This is a genomic window from Pedobacter riviphilus (genome assembly GCF_014692875.1).
In the GTDB taxonomy this organism is placed as follows: Bacteria; Bacteroidota; Bacteroidia; order Sphingobacteriales; family Sphingobacteriaceae; genus Pedobacter; species Pedobacter riviphilus.
In genome coordinates this window covers 695,930-716,908 of sequence record NZ_CP061171.1, presented here as the reverse complement: position 1 = coordinate 716,908, position 20,979 = coordinate 695,930, and the positions used below count along the sequence as shown (strand labels likewise).

The window sequence follows — 20,979 nt, the reverse complement described above, 5'->3', positions numbered from 1 at the left end:
CGGAAAATCTAAAAATCTATCGTACGCTGTATAGCAGAATAGTATTTTAACTGGATCATATCCGTTGGTGCCGGGTTTTCATTCCAGGCATCGTTTATTGCCAAAGCTGTGCCTATTGCCGTAGCCTGCGAAACTGAAGAGGCATAAACTTCAATATCTGGAATAGAAGTAGCCAATAAATGCATATAAATTGCATTTTTTCCGAAGCCACCATCTACAAAAATTCTTTTTACACCTGCATTTAAAATCAGCTTTAAGGAGTAAATCTGTTGTTTAATCAGGTCGAAAATCAATTGGTGATAGGCTTCTTCTGCCGTTTGAAAGAGGTTCAGATCTCGCTCCGGGAAAGCTGAACTTGCCGAAAAGCCTTGTTGTTCCTGTTGGTTTTCAGGGATTTTATTGGCCAGCTTCAAAATCATTGAAGGATTAAACTTCAGATGTTTAAACAGATAGGCTGCACGATCGAAATGTTCGGCGATCCGTTTAAGCTGCACCTCGTGCTCATAACCTGCAAAAATACGTGAAGCCTTTACCGCTTTCCCTTTAAAGTGCATGTAACACAGACAATCTTGTTTAAGTTCTTCGGCAGTTAAAGGTTCCTGGTTAAAGGGGTTTAAACTGATGCACCAAGTTCCGGTTGAGATAAGTACAAATGGCGTATTAAAATTGGCCAGATAAGGGATCAGTGCGGCAGAACTATCGTGCAAGCCTACACCAACCTTAACGTTGTTACCTTCAAAATTGGCTTTCAGGCTCGAATCAGCGGGTGTAAAGGCTCCGAACTTATCGTCGATCTTTTCTGTTGTTACCCAGCTGTGGTACTCGTTTTTATTAAAATCCCAGAGCTGGGTATGGCAGCCAATGCTGGTAATATCGGCCACGGCCTTACCCGTAATTAAATAACTTAAATATTGTGGTAGGTGTAAAGCCCACTTCACTTTTTTAAATATTTCGGGCTTTTCATTTTTCAGGCGATACAATTGCATGCCCGAATTTAAGCTGCCTAAAATTGGCGATGCCGTTTCTAACGAAATCTTCTCCTCACCTCCGTATTTTGCATAAAAGCTTTTTTTAAGCTCCTCAGGGTATTCCTTTAAATAGTTATAAAGTGGTGTTAACGGATTGCCATTTTCATCCAGATAAACAAAACTGGCACCATAAGTAGAAAAATTTATGGCCCTAACATCGAACTCTTTCAATTGCAAAACCTGATGCAGAGAATCGTAAACTGATGAACGCAGGCTTTCGAGATTTTCGCATGGTTCACCATCCTCATCAACAGTTTCTACAAAACGTGCAGATCGCTCGTAAACAATACTGTAGTTTTCGTCGATCAAAAAAAGTTTTTTATTCGTTTTCCCAACATCAAATATGGCAATAACAGGTTTAGGCATTTTCTATTTCTCTATTTACAAACCTGTAGCAACAGTATTTCCGCGGTGATTAACTAATTTATTTCTTACATCTAAATCGCGATAAAGCGCTATCGGTGATAAAGCAGCTCCAGCCCTTAATCTGGCTTCGGCTACTAAAGCCCTTAAATCGCTACGGAAAGTATGCTGCAAAATTTCTTGTGCTCTTGCCACATCATTGTTGTTTTGTGCTTCATTTAAGGCTTTTCTATCCACCAATAGAGCCTGTGCATAGGCAATCATAATGGCTTCAACAGATTGTAATAAATCCTCTAAAGGATCTTTCACATTGTGTGAGGCATCGATCATCCAGCCTAAATCTTTTGCATGGTTCATGCCCTTTGCATCCATACCTTCTACCAGCTCGTTAAAAATCAAAAACAATTGGTAAGGCTTAATGCTTCCTGCAGTTAAATCATCATCGCCATATTTTGAATCGTTGAAGTGGAAACCACCCAATTTTCCTTCCATTAGCAACAAAGCCACAATCTGCTCAATGTTAGCATTAGGTAAGTGGTGGCCTAAATCGACTAAAGTATAGGCTTTTTTACCCAATTTACTGGCATATAATAAGGATTGTCCCCAGTCGCCAACTGTAGTTGAATAAAAATTAGGCTCGAAGGCTTTGTACTCTACAAACATTTTCCAATCTTCTGGCAGCGCGGAATAGATTTCCTGAAGACTTTCTAAAGTATTTTCGAAGGCTTTACGGAAATTAAGCTGCCCAGGGAAGCAGGAACCATCGGCAAGCCAAACAGTTAACGCATCAGACCCCAGCGCGATACCATGTTTAATTACCTCGATATTATGCTCAATCGCTTGTTTACGGATGTCTTTATTTACATTTTGAAGCGAACCGAATTTATAACTGTGTGCAGCACCTGCCTGATCCTGAAAGGTGTTAGAGTTCATGGCATCAAATTTTAAACCATAGCTAGCGGCTAATGACTTTAAAGCTTCTGCATTTTGAGGGATATCCCAAGGGATGTGAAGTGAAATTGCACCGCTTGCACCATTTAGCGCATGTAACAGGCCAACATCTTCAATTTTTTCTTCAATAGTACGTGGTTCACCACCAGTAATGGCAAAACGGCCAAAACGTGTTCCACCTGTACCTAAAGCCCAGCTTGGAATGGCAATCTGAAAATCAACCAGTTTTTGGATTACACTTTCTACATCAACGTGCGCCCAATCTTCTTTTAAAAAAGCAAGCTTGCGTTGATGTGAAGTTAAAAGGGAGTCGTTATGTTTTTCTATTTGGTTCTGCTCGATATTCATGAGAATATTTGGTTTTTTATTAGGTTAATTATGTGGCGATACAATCGCCATTCTTTCTCATCCTCGTTATTCCAAAGGAATCGCTTTGTGACAAACGAGGACGATTATAAAAATTAAAGTCATTTTCGGTCTGTGATTAAACACAGACCGGTTAAATAACTCACTAAAACTGAATTTAAATTCTCTGTGATCTGTGTCTCCACAGACCCACTAGTTTTAATTATCCGTTTTGGTCTGTGAAGACACAGACCAAGGATTTTATCTTACAAATGCCATGGCTACTCCGCCATCAACATTTAAAACGTTTCCGGTTGATTTGTGCAACAAGCCACCCACAAAAGCGAAACAGGCATTGGCAATATCATCTGGTAATATGATCTGGTTCAATAAAGTACGTTTTGCGTAATAAGCCGGTAGCTCTGCAACGGTAATGCCATAAGCTTTTGCACGGCCTTCTGCCCAACCGCCAGCCCAGATATTGCTATCGCTGATTACAGCATCTGGATTAACCACATTTACACGGATACTATCGGCACCCAACTCAGCAGCATTTAACCTGCTCAAATGTAATTGTGCGGCTTTTGCACTGCCATAACCTGCGTTATTTGGCCCGCTTACCAAAGCATTCTTACTTACAATATTAATGATATCGCCACCAATATTCTGCTTTTGCATCGTATTTGTTGCAGCCTGGGTAATAAAAAACTGGCCTTTCACCAAAACATCATATAATAAATCCCAATCCTTTTCGGTATGATCGGCAATGGTTTTAGAGATCGATAATCCTGCATTGTTTACCACAATATCTACCCCACCAAAAGACAAAGCAGCTGAATCGAAAGCTTGTTTAATATCATTTTCGCTGGTTACATTTAGAATTGCAGTACTGTAAGAATCTTTACCATAAAGGCCCGCAAATTCTTTCCCTGCTTCTTCTAAACGCTCGGCATTCATATCGTTTAAAATTACCACAGCACCTTCGGCAACAAATTTCTTGGCAATTGCTTTACCTATACCACCGGCGCTACCTGTAATCAGAGCAATTTTACCCGTTAAAGGTTTTGGCTTTGGCATACGCTGTAACTTCGCTTCTTCCAACAACCAATATTCGATGTTAAAAGCTTCCTGATGTGGCAATGAAGTATATTCAGAAACCGCTTCCGCACCTTTCATTACATTAATGGCATTGATATAGAATTCTGCAGCCACTCTTGCTGTCTGTTTCTCTTTTGAGAAAGTAAACATTCCAATACCAGGGTATAAAATAACCACTGGGTTGGTATCTCGGATGGCCGGACTATTTGCATGTTTACAAGCTTCGTAATAAGCCGTATACATGGCCCTATAAGCTTCGAAAGCGGGCTCCAATGTTTCTTTTAGTGCTTTAACATCCGATAAATCGGCATCGCTTGCCAAAGTCAAAACCAATGGACTAATTTTCGTTCTTAAAAAGTGATCGGGACAACTGGTTCCCATAGGAGCCAAACGATCCAAATCATTAGAATTGATAAATTCTAAAACACGGCTATCATCGGTAAAATGACCGATCATGTGTTGTTTAGAAGAGCATAAACCTCGCAAAACAGGCGCTAAAGCAGCTGCTTGTTTTTTACGCTGATCTGCTGCTGCACTTTCAATCTTTTGTCCGCCAAAAACCGGACCTTTTTTACCATAATTCTGGCTAAGGTAATCAGAACAGATTTCAATTACTTCTAAAGTGTTCAGATAACTTTCGTAAGCGGTATCGCCCCAGGTAAACAAACCGTGCGAGCCTAACATAATACCGCGGATGCCTGGATTTTCATCTAAACACTGCTTTAATTGCAAGCCCAGTTCGAAACCAGGTTTTTTCCATTCTACCCAACCTATCGTTCCTCCAAATAATTCTTCTGTAATTTTTTTACCGTCTTTAGCCGCAGCAATAGCAATGGCCGCATCTGGGTGCAAATGATCGATATGTGCAAATGGCAGGAAACCATGCAAAGGTGTATCAATTGATGGTGCTTTGGAGCTTAAATCGAAAATACAATGGTTAAATAATTCAACCATTTCATCCTCATGTTCTACTCCGCGATAAATATTTTTCAAGCTACGTAAACGATCAACATATAATGCTGCAAGACCACTTTTCTTTAAGGTACCTAAATCGCCACCCGACCCTTTTACCCACATTACTTCGGTTTCTAAACCGGTAAGCGGATCTTTTTCCAATACTTTACACGAGGTATTTCCACCTCCATAATTGGTTAAGCGTAAATCTGCGCCCAATAAATTAGAGCGATAAATTAAGAGGGCAACTTCATCACCAGCCAGTTTTGCGGCTTCTTCTTCGTCCCACAGATAGCTTACATACTTATAGTTTTTCGTATCGATTGACATTCTTATATTCTATTTAAATTTTTATTTATTAAGCTTTTATTGAATTTCCATAACCCACAATGAGTACTGAAATGATGATGGTTAAAATACCTGCCAAAACAGTAATCAAAGTTTTACTTGATACACCTTTCCATTCTTTTAATACCAATCCCCATACATTGGCAATGAGGATGATAAAGGCCATGTGCAGAATCCACGAGCTGGCACCATTACCCATTTTGCTTTCGCCCATACCGTAGAAAAAGAATTGCAAGAACCAGGTGGTACCTGCCAATGCAGAAAAAATATAGTTTTTTAATAATGGCGTTTTTGCATTGGTGTAATCGCCAAATGTTTTATTCCTTGCATTTAAAACCATACACCAGATAAAATTGGTGGTTAAACCACCCCAAAGCACAATTACATAAGTAACGTTATTCTGAAATAAGAAATTACCTGTTTCAGCAGGATTTGCTGCTTTCCAGATCGCATTAGCGGCATCGGCCATTGGTTTTCCAGCTTCAATACCAAAATTGAAACAGGCGCTTAAAACACCTGATACAATCCCCACGAATAAACCAAGACCGAATTTATATTCTGTTTTTACCTCCATGCCATGCGGATCGGTAATACCAGTTTTCATTTCCTTTTCTTTCATCATACCTGCTTTACCGCAGATGACAATCCCGACAACACAGACTAAAAGCCCCAGCAATACCATACGCCCCCAATCGGTATGTAAAAACATGGTAAAAGTATCTTTACCTGCCTGCGGGAAAAAATCAAAGTAAATGGATGGCAGGATTGAACCCAAAACCATACAAAGCCCTAAAATGATGCTACTTCCTAATGATACACCCAGATAACGAACGCCTAAACCATAGGTTAAGCCACCGATACCCCAAAGCACACCAAAAAAATAGGTTAACCATAAAATACTACCATTTGTACTGGTAATAATCGCTGTAAAATTTGGGATGGTTAAAAAAGCAGCAAGTGGTGGAACGATTAACCAGGAGAAGATTCCTCCAACAATCCAGTAACTTTCCCAGGCCCAGCCTTTAACTTTTTTGTAAGGGATATAAAAACTTCCGGAGGCAAACCCGCCGAAGAAATGAAAAATTACACCTAGAATTGCTTGCATGCTACATTAATAATATTTGGTTGCTCTAAAATAGAATATACAGTAATTTTAACTGTTATGCACTGTTATGGATGGGGATAATCTGATGGATGGAATACGTTTGAAACCTTCCCACCATGAGCTATCGTGTGGACACAATTAATTATAACATTCTTCTATCGCTCTATGCCGCGGGGCATGGTACTTTGGAGCGCCAAAGTACCCAAAGCGCTTTCTCAATCCAGCAATGAGCCTTTTGCGCAATCTCACACGCATCAAAAAAAACAGTGACACTTCGTTTTGTGTTCAATATTTTTTAAAATTAAATAATCGGTTATGAACACAAAACCACTGCGTTTCAGGTTTGTTAGTGCCATTTTTACTGTTGTGCACCTGTTTTTTTGATTCCCCCGGCTCCTGGGATTGACAGCGTCCTTGGTTAAAATCCGTACTTTATTAAAGTTGGTTAGCAAAATGCCTAAAAATACTTAAAAAAGATATGTCCACACGATAGGCCATGAGGGGCTATAGATCATATAAAAACCTAAGTCATTATCCCCATTTCGCATTAACAAACCTGAACCACTTCGATGCTTAGCAATTTGGCCAGTTTGATTAGTTTTGCCCCGATATGCCCAATGCCTACTGCGCAATGGTGTGCTGGCCCTGAGTATTCCAATCTTCTACAAATTTTCTCGCGCCGATAGGAAATCTATATCTGCTATTGGTATTTCCAATTTCGAGAATCGGTCCGGCTACAGATTCACCTTCGGCAATCAGAAAAAAGATTTTTCCATTGTTTTCGACAACCGAGAGCAAGGTTACTGCCCCATGTTTCACCGACATTTCTACAGATAAACCACTGCCCACCTTACCATGGTACACCTGCAATGGCTTTACTTTTATTTTCCCCTCGGCAATGGCCAAATGCCCGGGGCCATCATGTCCCATCAATACTATATCATCTTTAAAATCCATAGCATAATATTCTGTAAATGAACCTCCGGCACCAAAACTATCCATGATCTTCATGGCCTGTGCATTTTTCACTTCGTATTCTCCTGCCACAGGGATTCCTTTTGCGGTAAGCAACGAGTTGCCCAGAATGATGGAACTAATGGTATCGCCATTGGCATTACCTGTCCCTTTATGATAATAAGCCATCGATCCTAAATGGTAACGCGCTACCAATTTATCTAATGCCACTGCAGTTTTTGCTGCGCGGTTTAATTCGTAGGCCTCGCATGAGGAATCAATTTCAAAAACCGATTTAAATTCTTCAATTTTTGCCTTAATCTCATCTTCAGAAAGTTCTTCCCTCAAGGCTGTAAGTTCATCGGGTTCAATAATTTCTATATGGCTGCCAAAAACGGAGCATTGCAATGTGATGTCAGAATAGATATCCAACATGCCACTGTAATAGTTGCCCATCAAGCCGAGTGTATTGTGATTCATAATATGTGCAACCTTAGCTGCCTCTACCCATTCTCCAATTTCTTTCCAGGTTTCTGCATCGTTTAATACGCCTGTAATCTGTTGAAACTGAATTCCTGAACGTTTAAATACATTCGCAATTTCCGGAACCGGGCAGGCAGAACAGTAAGCCAGCCACTCTCCGGTCATTTTGGTACGATCGTTTAACTGGTTAAAACCAGTATAATCAATGGCTTCACTAGGTGCAAGATTTAAAATAATTACCGGAACCTTTGCCCTTCTTACCACAGGAAGAACTGTTGAGGACAGAGCATAGGTGGTTACATATAAAAAAATCACATCTACGTCGCCTTTTTTTAAATCGTGCCCCGCATCAAAAGCTTTCTCAGCATTGTCTACCAAACCTACATTTAAAACCTCTGCTCCATGGGTTTTCAATTTATTCTCTACCTGCGCTAAATAGCTGGTCAGTCGCTGCTCTAAGCCGTCAAACTGTGGCCAATATGTATCTAAACCTATGCCGAACAGGCCTATTCTAAATGGGTGATTAATCATCATGATTATGAATTGTTTCTGTATTTAGATGGTGACAGCAACATTTTGCTCTTGAAAATTCTCGAAAAATAATACTCAGATTCAAATCCGTTCTGGAAAGCCACTTCGGCGATGCTCAGATCTGTTTCTTTTAACATTTTGCCAGCCTTCTGGATTTTAAGGTTCAATTGGTACTGACCTGGGGACTTTCCGGTGATTTCTTTAAATGCTTTTCTAAACCAGGCATAACTGACGTTGTGTTTTGCGGCCAGTTCTTCGGGCGAAATATTGGTATTTAAGTTTTCGTGAATGCTGTATTTGATGTTATTGATCAGCTGTGTTTTTCTGCTGTTGGATTGTGCTTTAAGTAACGCCGAAGCGTAAACCAGGCCTAATAACTGGATGGTTAAACAAGCTGCCAGCTGATTACTACCCGGACCGCCAAATCTTATGGTATCAATGAGCTGGATAAAGATGTTGATAAATTCGGCATTAAAACCCATCTGGATCAGCGGACGCTCAGGATTAAAACACTCCTGTTTCATCAGGTGGTTGGCATAACTGCCCTCAAAACCGACCCAATACTCTGTCCAACCGGTATCTGCGTCGGGCTTAAAGCGATGCCAAATTCTAGGGTAAAGGAAAAACAGTGTTCCAGGCTGGATATCAACCCTACCTAATTTTTCAGCTTCGAATACACCCGTACCCGAAGCGATATAAACCAGTTGATATTCAGCAAGTACCCTACCCTTGTCCCATTCGAAAAAATAACCTTCGGGATGTTTTGAATCAGGATAAACAGTATTTATAGGATGGATAGAATGGCCAACATCAAGCACATTTATACCCCAATCTGGCTGCTGCTTCTGATCTGATTGATCTGCATGAACATACTTGCGAAAAGTATCCATAATTTGGTTAGCGTTTTAAAACGACAACCTAAATTAATTAAAGCACCTTACAATTTAGACTGTTACGCTAAATAATATCAAAAAGTACATTTAAAATAACAGAATATACAGCTTGGTTTTAGTGTAAAGATTGGATTCTCTGTACAATATCTTCAATCACGTCAACCGATCTGAGGATTTTATAATGCCCTACCTCTTCAAAAGATTTTGAACTAATTGCAGGATATTTATCCAAAAATTCTTTAAGGAATGGGTATGGCGAAATGTAGTCGGCTGGGTCATAAGCCAGAAAATGATTTAAGCCAGGACTCAACTCATACAATTCAGTCAGGTTAAAATGGCTCGCAGGAACGGGAAACTCTTTAGCAAAGTTATTAAAAAAGATATCCTGGTCCTTTTTGCCGATGTTCACCGAATCGAGACTCTGCTCGAAGTTTTCTTTCAGCCTGATTAAAGGTGCAATACTAATGAGCAGGTCGGGAACTAAACCGAGCTCTTGCAAAGCAATTACGTTGGCCATGCCACCAAGCGAATGCCCAATCAATACATCAGGCTGTGCATAATTTAAGGTAATAGATTTTACCGACTGGGTATATAACATCAGGTTAGAAAATTCAGAGATGGAACTTCCGTTTCCGGGTGCATCAAAAGCAATAATCTCCAGATCTTCTATTTTCTGGAGTTCAATAATGAGCTCATAAAAATCTAAAGCTTTTGAGGCCCAGCCATGTGTAAGTAACACTTTTCGCTTTCCATTTCCCCAGCTAAAACAATTAATGGTTACATTAGCATTGGTAAAATAGGCATCAAAAACCTGGAGGCTAAACTGTTTTGATGCAGCAATAAGCTGCTCCTGATGCAGGCGTAAAGGCATTTTTGGTGAGTAAAAAATAAACTCACGCATTAAAGCTGCATCAGGCGCTGCCTGTGTTAATTTTAGCTCGTTTACAATTTGTTTTAGCCTTTTCAATTCGAGCTTATTTATGGGTTAAACCAAATGTGATTTTAAATCAGCTGGCGAGTAGTTGATCGATTTTAAAGTCTTGTCGTCAGATTTTCTGAATACCAAAAATAGTCCGTCGATTTCTTTGTAATAAGATTCAGTCTGGTCTTTATCTAAATAAAACTGAATGGTTTGCTCTGCTTCTTCTACGGTTTTGCAGGCTTTGCTCATATTAGAGCGGTGAACTTCATCAAATAAAGTCTTAAACTTTCCACCTAAGCCGAACTCGTGGATGGCACCGGCCAAAACATACTGCAAATCGCAAAGCGCATCAGCAACTTCTACCAGATCATCATTTTCTACTGCTTCCTGTAATTCTTTCAATTCTTCGGCTAAAAGCGAAATACGCAAATTGGCTCGCTGTTTTGAAGGAATAACCGGATTTTCTAAAATAGGATGTTTAAAGGTAGTGTGAAATTCTGCAACCTGGTTTAGCGAATTCGTTTCTTGCATGATGATGTCTGATTTAATCTTTACGCAGCAAACTTATAAAAAACGGAATAAATAATTTGGAGAATTTATGAACACTGTAAGGTTAATCGGTTAACCGTTTAAATTGGTTAATTGATTGCTGAATTGTTAAAAACTAGCCGATCCGCTTAACAGAAGATTACACCAACAATTTAACAATCAAACCTTCAACAATTAACCAAACTAACCATTCTTCTTCCCCTCCCTCACCACTTTAAAAAACTCTTCCTTATAAGTTTCGCCTATTGGAATAGCCTGATCGTTAATATAAACGGTATTTCCATCTATCATTTTAATTTTTTCGAGAGAGATAATATACGATTTATGAATGCGGTAAAATGGAGGCTGAGGCAGCTCAGTCTCCAATTCGCGCAGCGCCTGGTAAGTAACAATCCTTTGGGTAGCGGTATAAACTGAAACATAGTTTTTCAATCCCTCTATGTACAAGATATCTTCATAATTAACCTTAATAAACTTGTTTTTGGTATCGCCTTTGATGAAAATAAAATCGTTTCCCTGTGCTACCTGCTGTACAACAATTTCTTGCTGAACAGGTGCCACAGGCTGTAAAATCTGTTGTGCTTTCGTAGCTGCTTTATAAAAACGCTCGTAGGAGATGGGTTTAAGCAAATAATCTACCACATCAAGATCAAAACCTTCTAAAGCGTATTCGGGATAAGCCGTGGTTAGGATTACCTTACATTTACCGCCACAGATTTTCAAAAACTGGATTCCAGTTAATTCAGGCATTTGTATATCTAAAAAAACAAGATCTACCTTACCCTCCTGCACCAGGTTAAGTGCTTCAAAAGCATTGGTAGTAGTTCCAACCAGCTCTAAAAAAGGTGTTTTATTGATAAAGGCAGCAATAATATCTGAGGCATAAGATTCATCATCAACAGCAAGGCAACGGATCATAAGGTAACGGTTAGGGATTAGCGTTTAAAGCTAAGTGTAATAAAATATTTCAATGGTACAAATTATCTATTAGAGATTTAAGATCAAAGTACTTTTATAGGTATTGCCATTATTGGAAATCAACAATTCATGTTTTTCGGGATAAATCAAATCTAATCTGCGATGGATATTTACCATGCCTACACCACTTGAGTGGTCTTTTTGTGCATGACTGATCTTATTGCTCACTTCGAAACTTAAGCGCTTGTTCTGCACCTTAAGTTTAATGCGTACAGGCTGGCCCTCATCATTTACGACACCATGTTTAAAAGCATTTTCCACAAAAGGGATCAATATCAGAGATGCAATTTTTTGATCGGCGATACCTTCGGTAATAAAATCGACATAAAATTTTGGTTCAAAGCGCATTTTAAAAAGCGCCACATAACTCTCTAAATATTCGACTTCCTTATCTAACCTTACTTTACCATCCGGACTATCGTTTAGTGTATATCGCATCAGATCAGATAAACGCAAAACAGCATTGGCCAGTTGATCGGAAACAGGAATTGCCAAAGAGTAAACATAGTTTAAGGTATTGTACAGAAAGTGCGGATTGATCTGCGATTTCAAAAATGAAAGTTCAGCCTTCACCACTTCTTCCTTAAGTTTTCTGTTCACCTGTTCAGATTTAAAGCTCTGCTCGATACCATAAACCGCAGCAGGCGTAACAATAAAACCAATGCTCCAATAAATGTTATCCGAGATGTAGGCCCAGGCAGTTGTACCATCGTCATAATTATGAAAACCAAGCCATTTTAAATAAAGCACTTCTTCTATTAAATACCGAAGTGCAATAAATACCGCAATGGTAAACAAAATGCCGCCGATTAACTGCGGTAATTTATTCTTTTTCAAAAATCTTGGATATACCCATAAGTAACAGATATAGAACTCTATCAATTGTATAAAATTCATAGAGATATTTAAAGCGGCTTTGCTAAAAGTCGTACCATCAATTAAATAGCCGCCATAAAAATAACCCAATACAAGTAACCAGCAAAGTATGTGAATGGAAATGATTTTTATTGTTTTCATGGACTAAAACTATGCAAAGCTTTTTTAACCGCCTATTTTCTTATTCCAAACATGCAAATAATTATCCCAACCTGTACAATTTAAGGATCAACACCTTTTATTGCCGGAAAACGGATTGGGATAATATTTTAAAGGGTTGGGATTATTTAATTCTTAGACTAATGCAACCTCTTCATCTTTGAACCGTCAATATAAAACAAACATGATGATGAACCTCTTATTTAAATCTGCTCTTTTTACGTTGCTTATTTTTAGCTTTCAAACCGCTTTTGCTCAAAACATTAAGGTATCGGGAACTGTTACCGATAAAAGCAATAAAGCACTCGATTATGCTTCAGTAGCATTAATCCATTTACCCGATTCGGCCTCAGTTGCCTTACAAGTTACCAACCAACAGGGAATTTATGAATTTGCCAACGTTAAATCTGGCAGATACCTCATTAAAGCCTTAATGATGGGTTACGGTAAAAATCAATCTGCACCATTTGAAGTAAAAGATATGGCTGTTAAGGTTCCATCAATTATACTGACAGACCACGCTCAAAATCTGAAAGATGTAAACATCGTATCGAAAATGCCTGTAATTGATCAAAAGGCAGACCGGGTGATCGTAAACGTAGAACAGATGAATACCGCAGGTGATAATGCACTGGAAGTAATCAGCCGGTCGCCGGGGGTAAAACTGGATAAGGACGATAATATTGTGCTGAAAGGTAAAAAAGGAATCAACGTGATGATTGATGGTAAGATGAGCTATATGACGGGCATGGAATTAACTACTTACTTAAAATCTTTACCTGGATCGGTTTTAAGCAAAATTGAATTGATTTCTAATCCTCCATCCTCTTTCGATGCTGCCGGCACAGCAGGGATCATCAACATTAAACTCAAAAGAAATAAAATGCAAGGGTTTAATGGAAACCTGAATCTGGGTGGTGGTTATGGCCGTTATGAAAAAGTTTATGCTGGTACCAACCTGAATTACAATATCGGTAAGGTAAGCACCTATGTACGCTTAAATGCCGGACACTATAACTCATACAACAGGTTAACTTTAAACAGAGCCATCGGCAATGAACAATATAACCAGCTTAATTTCTGGCATCCCGTAACCAACAGCTTAAATTACTCTACCGGTGCCGATTATTTTATTAACGAGAAACATACATTGGGCTTAATGGTGAAGGGCTTTACAGCTCCCGAAGAAACCAAGGTAAACAGCAATTCGGTAAATTATAATGCAGCTGGTATAAAAATGGGCGGGACATCAATGTTTAATCCACAAAACAATACCGAAAAAAACCACGCCATTAACCTAAACTACCGTTTCAAAACAGATACTTTGGGCGGAGAATTGGGTTTTGATGCGGATTATGTTCAGTACGATAATAGCAAGAACGAAACCTTTACCAATAATTACCTCAATGCTAGTGATCAGTTGATCGGCAATCCGATCGATCTACGCAACAAAGGAATGGGCAATGTTTCTATCTATTCCATCAAGGCCGATTATAGCTTAAATTTTTCGAAAACGTTAAAAATGGAAACAGGCTGGAAAAGCAGCTGGGTAAAATCGCAGAGCGATGTACGTTTCGACTCTTTAAAAACAGAAGGCTGGGTTAACGATCCCCACAGAACCAATGCCTTTTTATACAATGAAAACATTAATGCCGGTTATCTTTCCCTTGATCAAAGTTTTAAAAACATACAGATCAAAGCGGGTTTACGCGCCGAACAGACATTAGGCGACGGCAGCTCATCGGGCACCAATACGTTGATTGACCGAAAGTACTGGAAGCTTTTTCCAACACTTTTTATTTCCTTAAAACTCGATTCAAACAACCTCGTAACAGTGGCATACAGAAAAAGCATTAACAGACCATCATATAGCAGTTTAAATCCCTTTACCTTTTATACCGACCCATATACGGCATTGCAGGGAAACCCATTATTACAGCCATCTTACGCCAACAGCTTTGAATTTAATTACTCGATTAAAAACTTCAGGGTACTAACCTTAAGTTATTCGGTCAGTAATGGATCGATATGGGAAGTGGTTTATCAGAACAATAACACAAAAGAAAGTATCTCCAGACCAGAAAACCTAAACCGTACCACAAACTTTTATATGGCCACAGGAAGTCCTTTTGATGTAACCAAATGGTGGAACAACAGTACCGAAGTTTCGGTTGGTTATAACCGCACCACATCGGCAGTGCAGGGAAATGGCTATAATGCCTTCTCGTGGAACTGGTCTGTTATGTCGGATAATACCATCACTTTGCCTAAAAACTACAGCTTAACCATGTATGGTTATTACGATTCTCCTTCTATTTCTGGTTTATTCCGCAGTTTAGGGAGTTACCAGTTAAATATTGGTGCTAAAAAGTCATTCTGGAACAAAAATGCAACACTAGCTTTAAAAGTAAATGATATCTTTAATACGAGTAAATTTAGGGCCAATCTGGAGTATAATAACATTAAAACCTATTGGCAGAACGAATGGGAAAGCCGTAGGATAAACTTAAGTTTTACCTATAAATTCGGGAACATGAAAATTAAAACTGCCCGCAGCAGGCAAACCGGAACAGGCGACGAAGAAAACAGGGTAGGCAAAAATTAAGAATAAAAGGTCAAATGCAAATCGGTTAACTGAGCTGGATTTCTCAATTACAACAGTTAACCGGTTAATCATCTATAAAACCAGTAGCATCCAAACGTTACAGGCAAAATGACCAGAATTACCCAATGGAGCAGCGAGTTTTTTAAACCCTGCCTTCTCGTACATCTCAATTGCCCTTTTAAGATCGGGAAACGATTCCAGATAAATCTCATTATAACCGAAGTGCTGCGCAGATTCTATACTTTTCTCCATAAGCATTTTGCCAATGCCTTTCCCACGCGAAGATGCCGAGGTATACAATTTAACCAGCTCAACACAACCATCCGGCAAGCCTTCGGTCGGGTATATACCACAGCCGCCAACAATAAGCCCATCCTCTTCGGCCAGCCAGTAAGCCGATTGAGGGTGTTCGAAAAGTGTAGATAACTCATCAGTTGTAGGATCGGTATAAACCGTACCCGGCTTATCTATTTTAAATTCCCTTAAAATCGTCCTGATCATTTCAGCTGTTGCAGTATTATCCTGCGCAGTTATCTTGCGGATGGTAATTGCCATATCTTTTGTTTTTTGTAAAGTTAGTAACTTGGATCAATTGTTTAAACCGGCTAACCGACTAATTGAGTTAATTATTGAGATAAACATGCGGTTAAATAGGTGACCCGAATTTAAGCAGCCCCTTCTGAAATAGATTTATTATTTTGGCGTTATGTTTGCAGTACATAAATATCCAAATTTTTGGGTACTTATGCTATCACTTAACACACATAAAATGAAACAAAGATTATTAGTATGCCTTTTAACTGTTGGCCTTTTTGGCTGTGGAATAAACAGGCAGGCACAGCAGATAAAAGCCCTTGAAGACTGCACCTATAAAATTACAGGTGTACAACAGGTATCGATTGCAGGTACGGATGTTAAAAAATTAATGGACCAGCAAAGTTTTAGCTTAACCAGCCTGCCTGGGGTTGCATTGGGTTTACTGAGAAAAGACATCCCTTTAAGAGCCAATCTGAATTTAGAAATAACCAACCCGTCGAGCAATTTAGCAGCCATAAACCAATTCGAATATAAGATATTGGTTAATAATACCGATTTGGCAGAAGGCATCGTTAATCAAAATGTAAGTATTTCGCAAGGTCAAACCGTTACTGTTCCAGTACAATTGGTGAGCAATATTTACGGTTTAGTATCTAATGGCAATGTTTTTAACGATATTGTCAAGGCCGCTCAGAAAGGTTCATCATCAAGAGATGAAAAATTAGGTTTATTAACCATTAAAATAAAACCAACCTTTATGCTTGGCAATACGCCTGTTAAATATCCGGGTTACATTACCATCAATAAAGATATCAGCAGTAAAATATTATTGTAGATCCGCTATAAATAAAATGCCCGCTTAACCAAATATGTTAAGCGGGCATTTTCGTTAAAAAGTTCATTTAAAATTTCTTGTGAGGCGTCATTACCATTCCCTTAAAGCCTTTTGGATCCAACTTTTCATCTAGCTCCCTCAATTCAGCTATTGATAGTTTTGGCACTGCGGTGGTCGATGTACTTAAACTAGCTGTTTTAGCGGCCGTAGTCACAAAATTCCCATTCTTAGCATACAATAATGCGTAGGCCAGCAAAGTCTCTGTTTCATCACCCCATGCTTTACTTAAATCCTCCGGCGATTCTTTATCAACCGTTAGGCCAGAATAATAGCCACCAGCGCCAATTTTGTTTTTGGTTTCAAATTCCGGAATATACATATCCACCTTGTCTATCCTGATCGGAAAGAAGCCTACAGGTTTACCGTAGGTTGTTCTACCAATTAGTTTTACATCCATTACCGGTTTTAAACTGTTAATGGTTAACTCGCTTGCAGATGCAGTAGATCCTGTTACGATAAAATAAACCCTGTTTAATGTTAAACTACCTGATTTTGCAAATTTCTCTATATTATCGGCAGCTGTTGGCGAATAATTTAAATCTGCATAAGTAGCATACTTTCCATTTACACCTGAGGTAAAGGTTTGTAATTTACCAGCATCATCCAACAACGGTTGGTGCGCCAAAACGGAGGCCCTGCGCTGTGCAGTAGTGATTGACTGTAGATAGTTGTTGTAATAAGAAGTAAACATTGTATTACCCGTTTCTCTTGCCGGTGCTACTAAATTGATCATCTCGGTAGCTGTTGAAACATACCCCCCACCATTATAACGTAAATCAATAACCAATTCGCTTACGCCCTGTGTAGCAAAATTAGAAAAAACCGCATTTATGGCTGAAGAGGCATTATTGGTGAAACTATTAAATACAATGTAACCCACTTTCTTTGTACCAACCGTATAAACATTGGTAAATAATATCGGATTAATGGTATATAAACTTCTAGTTACAACTGCTGTTTTCGGGTTACCACCAATATCATTGAAAGCCAAAGTAACCGTTGCATTTGTACCAAAAATAGCGTTATTTAAAAAATTAATTGCACCAGGATAGGTCAGATCTGTTCTTCCATTCACACTAGTGATCCGGCAGCCACGTGTTAAACCCTGCAATGCAGCCGATGAGCTTGGATAAACATACTTTACTCTTAAATCTGTAGTACTATTATAATTATACTGAACAGAAAAACCGTAATCATTGGCTGAGCCGTTTACATCCGCTTTAAGCGCTCCTGTTTTACCTGCTGTAGCTGCCGTATAGTCGAAAAATGAATATTTAGGTTCGCCGGAAGTGCTTACATATTCATATGGTTTTCCTGTCGCCGGATCTAAAGAATATTGAGTCATGGCATATAGCTCAGCTTCATTCGAGCTAAATCCACGTGGGTTAAACGCTGCATAAGTTGGCAGTGAAGTATTCCAATAATAAAGTTCTTTGCCGTATAAAAAAATAGAATCTTTAGTCAATTCATCCCGCGTTCCGCTGGGCGTTGTCACAACCGGTGGAGTTTCGGGCTCATCAGGCGTAGCACTGCTCTTTTTGCAGCCAGTAGTGGCCCCAAAGCTTAAAAAACCTAGTGCAACCAGGTAAAGGAATCTTTTATTTCTCATGGAGATTATAGTAACATTATCTTTTATATACGTATTAGGCAATAGTTAAGTTGTTCGGCAATAACTTTTGTCTAGAACAAACTAAATTTAATCCAAAATATTGTGCGCTCTAGCATGTGTATTAATGGATTACGTAAATCTACCGATTAAATTACTTTTCGCTGAAATATTTATTAAATTTTAAAAGATATGCTAATCCATTGTTTTTGGATGTTAGCCCTTATACCCCCACAAATTGTCGCCTTTGCACCGCTTAAGTCAATCAAATCATTCGCAAATTTGTTATTACTAGATTATTTGATTTAAAACCAAGAACCATGGAAAAGATTAAATTTAAAACCACAATTAACGCTACAACCGAAAAAGTTTGGGATGTGCTTTTTGGTGTAGAAAGTTATCCAAAATGGACAGCCATCTTTGCAGAAGGATCACGCGTAGAAACCGATTGGAAAAAAGGAAGCAAAGCCTTATTTCTGGGCGATAACGGAGATGGAATGGTAGCCGTAATTCAAGATAATATCCCTAATCGGTACATGTCTATCAAGCACCTTGGCGAAATAAAAGATGGCAAGGAAGATCTTAGCAAGGACTGGGGAGAATCATTAGAAAATTATACCCTCGAAGAAAAAGATGGAAAAACCGAGCTTATTATAGATATGGATATTACCGAAGATTGGAAGGAGTATTTTGAGAAAACCTGGCCAAAAGCCTTAGATAAGGTTAAAGAACTAGCCGAAAAACAAAACGAATATCATGTAGAAACATAAATGAATGCTACCGCAAAACGTAAAAAGCCTTACATTTCTGTAAGGCTTTTGTTTTTTTTAAGTGGTGCCACCTGGATTCGAACCAGGGACACAAGGATTTTCAGTCCTTTGCTCTACCGACTGAGCTATGGCACCCCCTTTTGGGATTGCAAATGTAGTATTCTTTTTCCCAAATCCAAAAAACGATTCGAATTTATTTTAAAAAAAAGCTGGCCCTGTTTAGGCCAATGAATACATTTTTCTGGCAGTCAACAAGATGCAATCAAAAAAAAATATAAATTCTGCTAATTTTATTAACTATATAATAACCAATAATGGCTTCTGCTCTCTCGCAAACGATTTTAGCCAATCAGATCAATTCATTTCCATAAAATAATAGCGAAAATCTGGAAACAAAAAAAGCCTTACATTTCTGTAAGGCTTTTGGAAGTGGTGCCACCTGGATTCGAACCAGGGACACAAGGATTTTCAGTCCTTTGCTCTACCGACTGAGCTATGGCACCATCCGTTTGGGATTGCAAATGTAGCGTTCTTTTTTCAAAAGCAAAACTTTTTTTCGATTATTTCATTGTCGCTCTGATTATCAATTAATTAATTTTTCGCCTTTCTTAAAAAGAAGCTTTTATTGTTGCTTAGAATGAGTACAAACAAACAATTTTTATTATTTTTTTATGCATGCATAGTAATTTATTTAGATTAATATCCTAATTTAGCGTAACAATCTAATATTGCATGGTAGCACAGATCCTTTTTCTAGTACTTACACTTGCAGCAATTGCGCTGTTTACAGTTAATCTGCGTAAAATAATTCGCAATATCCGTTTAGGCAAGCCGGTAGATCGACAAGATCAGCCGCAAAAAAGATTAATGACCATGCTTCGCGTGGCTTTCGGACAATCTAAAATGGTTGTTCGCCCTATCCCTGCCTTTCTCCATTTTTTTGTTTACATCGGCTTCGTTATTATCAATATCGAAGTATTGGAGATCATGATCGATGGTTTATTTGGTACGCACCGTATTTTTAATGGTTTGGGTGGTTTATATAACTTTCTCATAGGATCTTTCGAAATCCTGGCCTTTACTGTTTGGGTTTCCTGTGCCATTTTTCTTGTCCGCAGGAACATTCTAAAACTTAAACGCTTTAGTGGCGTAGAAATGAAAAGCTGGCCAAAATCTGATGCCAACTATATTCTCATCACAGAGATTTTATTAATGAGTGCTTTCTTGTTAATGAATGCAGCCGATGCAAAATTACAACTTTTGGGTGCCAGCCATTATGTTAATGCAGGTGCATTTCCGGTAAGTCAGTATTTAATCAATATCCTGCCTTCATCAGAAAGTGCCTTGGTTATTGTAGAACGTAGCTGCTGGTGGTTTCACATTATTGGCATTTTGGCTTTCTTAAATTACCTGCCCTATTCGAAACATTTTCATATTCTTTTCGCCTTTCCAAACACCTACTTTTCTAATTTGGAACCCAAAGGTGAATTTACCAATATGGCATCTGTTACCAATGAGGTAAAAGCGATGCTTGATCCTTCTTTTGTTCCGGCAGAAACCGAACCAGGTAAATTTGGCGCAAAAGATGTAACCGATTTAAGCTGGGTAAACCTGATGAATGCTTATACCTGTACCGAATGCGGAAGATGTACGTCGGTATGCCCGGCAAACATTACAGGCAAACTTTTATCGCCACGAAAAATTATGATGGATACCCGCGACCGGATTACCGAAGTTGGCCAAAACATTGATAAACATGGTGCAGAACATCAGGATGGAAAATCTTTATTGGATGATTACATCAGCAGAGAAGAAATTTGGGCCTGCACCAGTTGTAACGCCTGTGTAGAAGCCTGCCCGGTAAATATCGATCCCTTACAGATTATTATGGAGCTCCGCCGCTTTGCAGTGATGGAAGAATCGCAGGCACCCGGAAGTATTAATGCGATGCTGGGAAATATTGAGAATAACCAGGCACCGTGGAAATACTCGCCAGCCGACCGTTTTAACTGGGCACAAGAAAGCTAGC

At 38.9% G+C, this 20,979-nt stretch carries 16 protein-coding genes and 2 tRNA genes; 4 read left to right on the top strand and 14 right to left on the bottom strand.

Features of this window, described 5'->3' with window-relative positions; all coding sequences use genetic code 11:
• Positions 1-8 precede the first annotated feature (8 nt).
• The 10 genes from H9N25_RS02880 to H9N25_RS02835 all read right to left on the bottom strand — a co-directional run bounded on the left by H9N25_RS02880 (position 9) and on the right by H9N25_RS02835 (position 12,519).
• Positions 9-1,394: an FGGY-family carbohydrate kinase gene (locus H9N25_RS02880; protein ID WP_190327892.1), complete on the bottom strand. Its 1,386-nt coding sequence runs from the start codon at positions 1,392-1,394 to the stop codon at positions 9-11.
• 15 nt (positions 1,395-1,409) lie between these two features.
• Entirely contained in the window at positions 1,410-2,690 is a 1,281-nt protein-coding gene (locus tag H9N25_RS02875) for a sugar isomerase (protein ID WP_190327891.1), read from the bottom strand.
• Positions 2,691-2,948: 258 nt separating this feature from the next.
• On the bottom strand, positions 2,949-5,069 hold the full coding sequence (locus tag H9N25_RS02870) for a bifunctional aldolase/short-chain dehydrogenase (protein ID WP_190327890.1): 2,121 nt from the start codon (positions 5,067-5,069) through the stop codon (positions 2,949-2,951).
• Positions 5,070-5,097: 28 nt separating this feature from the next.
• The gene (gene rhaT / locus H9N25_RS02865) at positions 5,098-6,192 is read right to left on the bottom strand and encodes an L-rhamnose/proton symporter RhaT (RefSeq protein WP_190327889.1); all 1,095 of its coding nucleotides are present in this window, start codon (positions 6,190-6,192) and stop codon (positions 5,098-5,100) included.
• A 621-nt stretch (positions 6,193-6,813) separates the two neighbouring features.
• Entirely contained in the window at positions 6,814-8,163 is a 1,350-nt protein-coding gene (locus H9N25_RS02860) for an arabinose isomerase (protein WP_223833560.1), read from the bottom strand.
• A 2-nt stretch (positions 8,164-8,165) separates the two neighbouring features.
• Positions 8,166-9,050, bottom strand: coding sequence for a helix-turn-helix domain-containing protein (locus H9N25_RS02855; protein WP_190327888.1), 885 nt, complete (start codon positions 9,048-9,050; stop codon positions 8,166-8,168).
• A gap of 118 nt (positions 9,051-9,168) precedes the next feature.
• Entirely contained in the window at positions 9,169-10,020 is an 852-nt protein-coding gene (locus H9N25_RS02850; protein ID WP_190327887.1) for an alpha/beta hydrolase, read from the bottom strand.
• A gap of 18 nt (positions 10,021-10,038) precedes the next feature.
• Positions 10,039-10,506 (bottom strand): pyrophosphohydrolase domain-containing protein, encoded by a 468-nt coding sequence (locus H9N25_RS02845; RefSeq protein ID WP_167293229.1) that lies wholly within the window; start codon positions 10,504-10,506, stop codon positions 10,039-10,041.
• Between the two features lie 201 nt (positions 10,507-10,707).
• Entirely contained in the window at positions 10,708-11,442 is a 735-nt protein-coding gene (locus H9N25_RS02840) for a LytR/AlgR family response regulator transcription factor (RefSeq protein ID WP_190327886.1), read from the bottom strand.
• Positions 11,443-11,511: 69 nt separating this feature from the next.
• A complete protein-coding gene (locus H9N25_RS02835) occupies positions 11,512-12,519 on the bottom strand; it encodes a sensor histidine kinase (protein WP_190327885.1) in 1,008 nt (335 codons plus the stop codon).
• 202 nt (positions 12,520-12,721) lie between these two features.
• On the opposite strand from H9N25_RS02835, the gene H9N25_RS02830 reads away from it, so the two are divergent.
• Positions 12,722-15,142, top strand: coding sequence for an outer membrane beta-barrel family protein (locus tag H9N25_RS02830; protein WP_190327884.1), 2,421 nt, complete (start codon positions 12,722-12,724; stop codon positions 15,140-15,142).
• A 72-nt stretch (positions 15,143-15,214) separates the two neighbouring features.
• On the opposite strand, the gene H9N25_RS02825 is transcribed toward H9N25_RS02830, so the two are convergent.
• A complete protein-coding gene (locus H9N25_RS02825) occupies positions 15,215-15,697 on the bottom strand; it encodes a GNAT family N-acetyltransferase (protein WP_167293225.1) in 483 nt (160 codons plus the stop codon).
• Between the two features lie 214 nt (positions 15,698-15,911).
• On the opposite strand from H9N25_RS02825, the gene H9N25_RS02820 reads away from it, so the two are divergent.
• Positions 15,912-16,514, top strand: coding sequence for a hypothetical protein (locus H9N25_RS02820; protein WP_167293224.1), 603 nt, complete (start codon positions 15,912-15,914; stop codon positions 16,512-16,514).
• A 67-nt stretch (positions 16,515-16,581) separates the two neighbouring features.
• On the opposite strand, the gene H9N25_RS02815 is transcribed toward H9N25_RS02820, so the two are convergent.
• Positions 16,582-18,183 (bottom strand): S41 family peptidase, encoded by a 1,602-nt coding sequence (locus H9N25_RS02815; protein WP_190327883.1) that lies wholly within the window; start codon positions 18,181-18,183, stop codon positions 16,582-16,584.
• Between the two features lie 317 nt (positions 18,184-18,500).
• Between H9N25_RS02815 and H9N25_RS02810 the strand changes: the two genes are divergently transcribed.
• Positions 18,501-18,950, top strand: a complete 450-nt coding sequence (locus tag H9N25_RS02810) for an SRPBCC family protein (RefSeq protein WP_190327882.1) — start codon at positions 18,501-18,503, stop codon at positions 18,948-18,950.
• A 62-nt stretch (positions 18,951-19,012) separates the two neighbouring features.
• Here the strand turns inward: H9N25_RS02810 and H9N25_RS02805 are convergent.
• Positions 19,013-19,085 (bottom strand) — tRNA-Phe (locus tag H9N25_RS02805).
• A 295-nt stretch (positions 19,086-19,380) separates the two neighbouring features.
• A tRNA-Phe gene (locus H9N25_RS02800) sits at positions 19,381-19,453 on the bottom strand.
• A gap of 229 nt (positions 19,454-19,682) precedes the next feature.
• Between H9N25_RS02800 and H9N25_RS02795 the strand changes: the two genes are divergently transcribed.
• Positions 19,683-20,978: a (Fe-S)-binding protein gene (locus H9N25_RS02795; protein ID WP_190327881.1), complete on the top strand. Its 1,296-nt coding sequence runs from the start codon at positions 19,683-19,685 to the stop codon at positions 20,976-20,978.
• Position 20,979 lies beyond the last annotated feature (1 nt).

Bases quoted from the DNA above. Each gene is read 5' to 3' on its own strand.
- H9N25_RS02875 (WP_190327891.1), bottom strand. From the start codon at position 2,690: ATGAATATCGAGCAGAACCAAATAGAAAAACATAACGACTCCCTTTTA.
- H9N25_RS02810 (WP_190327882.1), top strand. From the start codon at position 18,501: ATGGAAAAGATTAAATTTAAAACCACAATTAACGCTACAACCGAAAAA.
- H9N25_RS02815 (WP_190327883.1), bottom strand. From the start codon at position 18,183: ATGAGAAATAAAAGATTCCTTTACCTGGTTGCACTAGGTTTTTTAAGC.
- H9N25_RS02860 (WP_223833560.1), bottom strand. From the start codon at position 8,163: ATGATGATTAATCACCCATTTAGAATAGGCCTGTTCGGCATAGGTTTA.
- rhaT (WP_190327889.1), bottom strand. From the start codon at position 6,192: ATGCAAGCAATTCTAGGTGTAATTTTTCATTTCTTCGGCGGGTTTGCC.
- H9N25_RS02840 (WP_190327886.1), bottom strand. From the start codon at position 11,442: ATGATCCGTTGCCTTGCTGTTGATGATGAATCTTATGCCTCAGATATT.
- H9N25_RS02795 (WP_190327881.1), top strand. From the start codon at position 19,683: ATGGTAGCACAGATCCTTTTTCTAGTACTTACACTTGCAGCAATTGCG.
- H9N25_RS02825 (WP_167293225.1), bottom strand. From the start codon at position 15,697: ATGGCAATTACCATCCGCAAGATAACTGCGCAGGATAATACTGCAACA.
- H9N25_RS02870 (WP_190327890.1), bottom strand. From the start codon at position 5,069: ATGTCAATCGATACGAAAAACTATAAGTATGTAAGCTATCTGTGGGAC.
- H9N25_RS02845 (WP_167293229.1), bottom strand. From the start codon at position 10,506: ATGCAAGAAACGAATTCGCTAAACCAGGTTGCAGAATTTCACACTACC.
- H9N25_RS02855 (WP_190327888.1), bottom strand. From the start codon at position 9,050: ATGGATACTTTTCGCAAGTATGTTCATGCAGATCAATCAGATCAGAAG.
- H9N25_RS02830 (WP_190327884.1), top strand. From the start codon at position 12,722: ATGATGATGAACCTCTTATTTAAATCTGCTCTTTTTACGTTGCTTATT.
- H9N25_RS02820 (WP_167293224.1), top strand. From the start codon at position 15,912: ATGAAACAAAGATTATTAGTATGCCTTTTAACTGTTGGCCTTTTTGGC.
- H9N25_RS02880 (WP_190327892.1), bottom strand. From the start codon at position 1,394: ATGCCTAAACCTGTTATTGCCATATTTGATGTTGGGAAAACGAATAAA.
- H9N25_RS02835 (WP_190327885.1), bottom strand. From the start codon at position 12,519: ATGAAAACAATAAAAATCATTTCCATTCACATACTTTGCTGGTTACTT.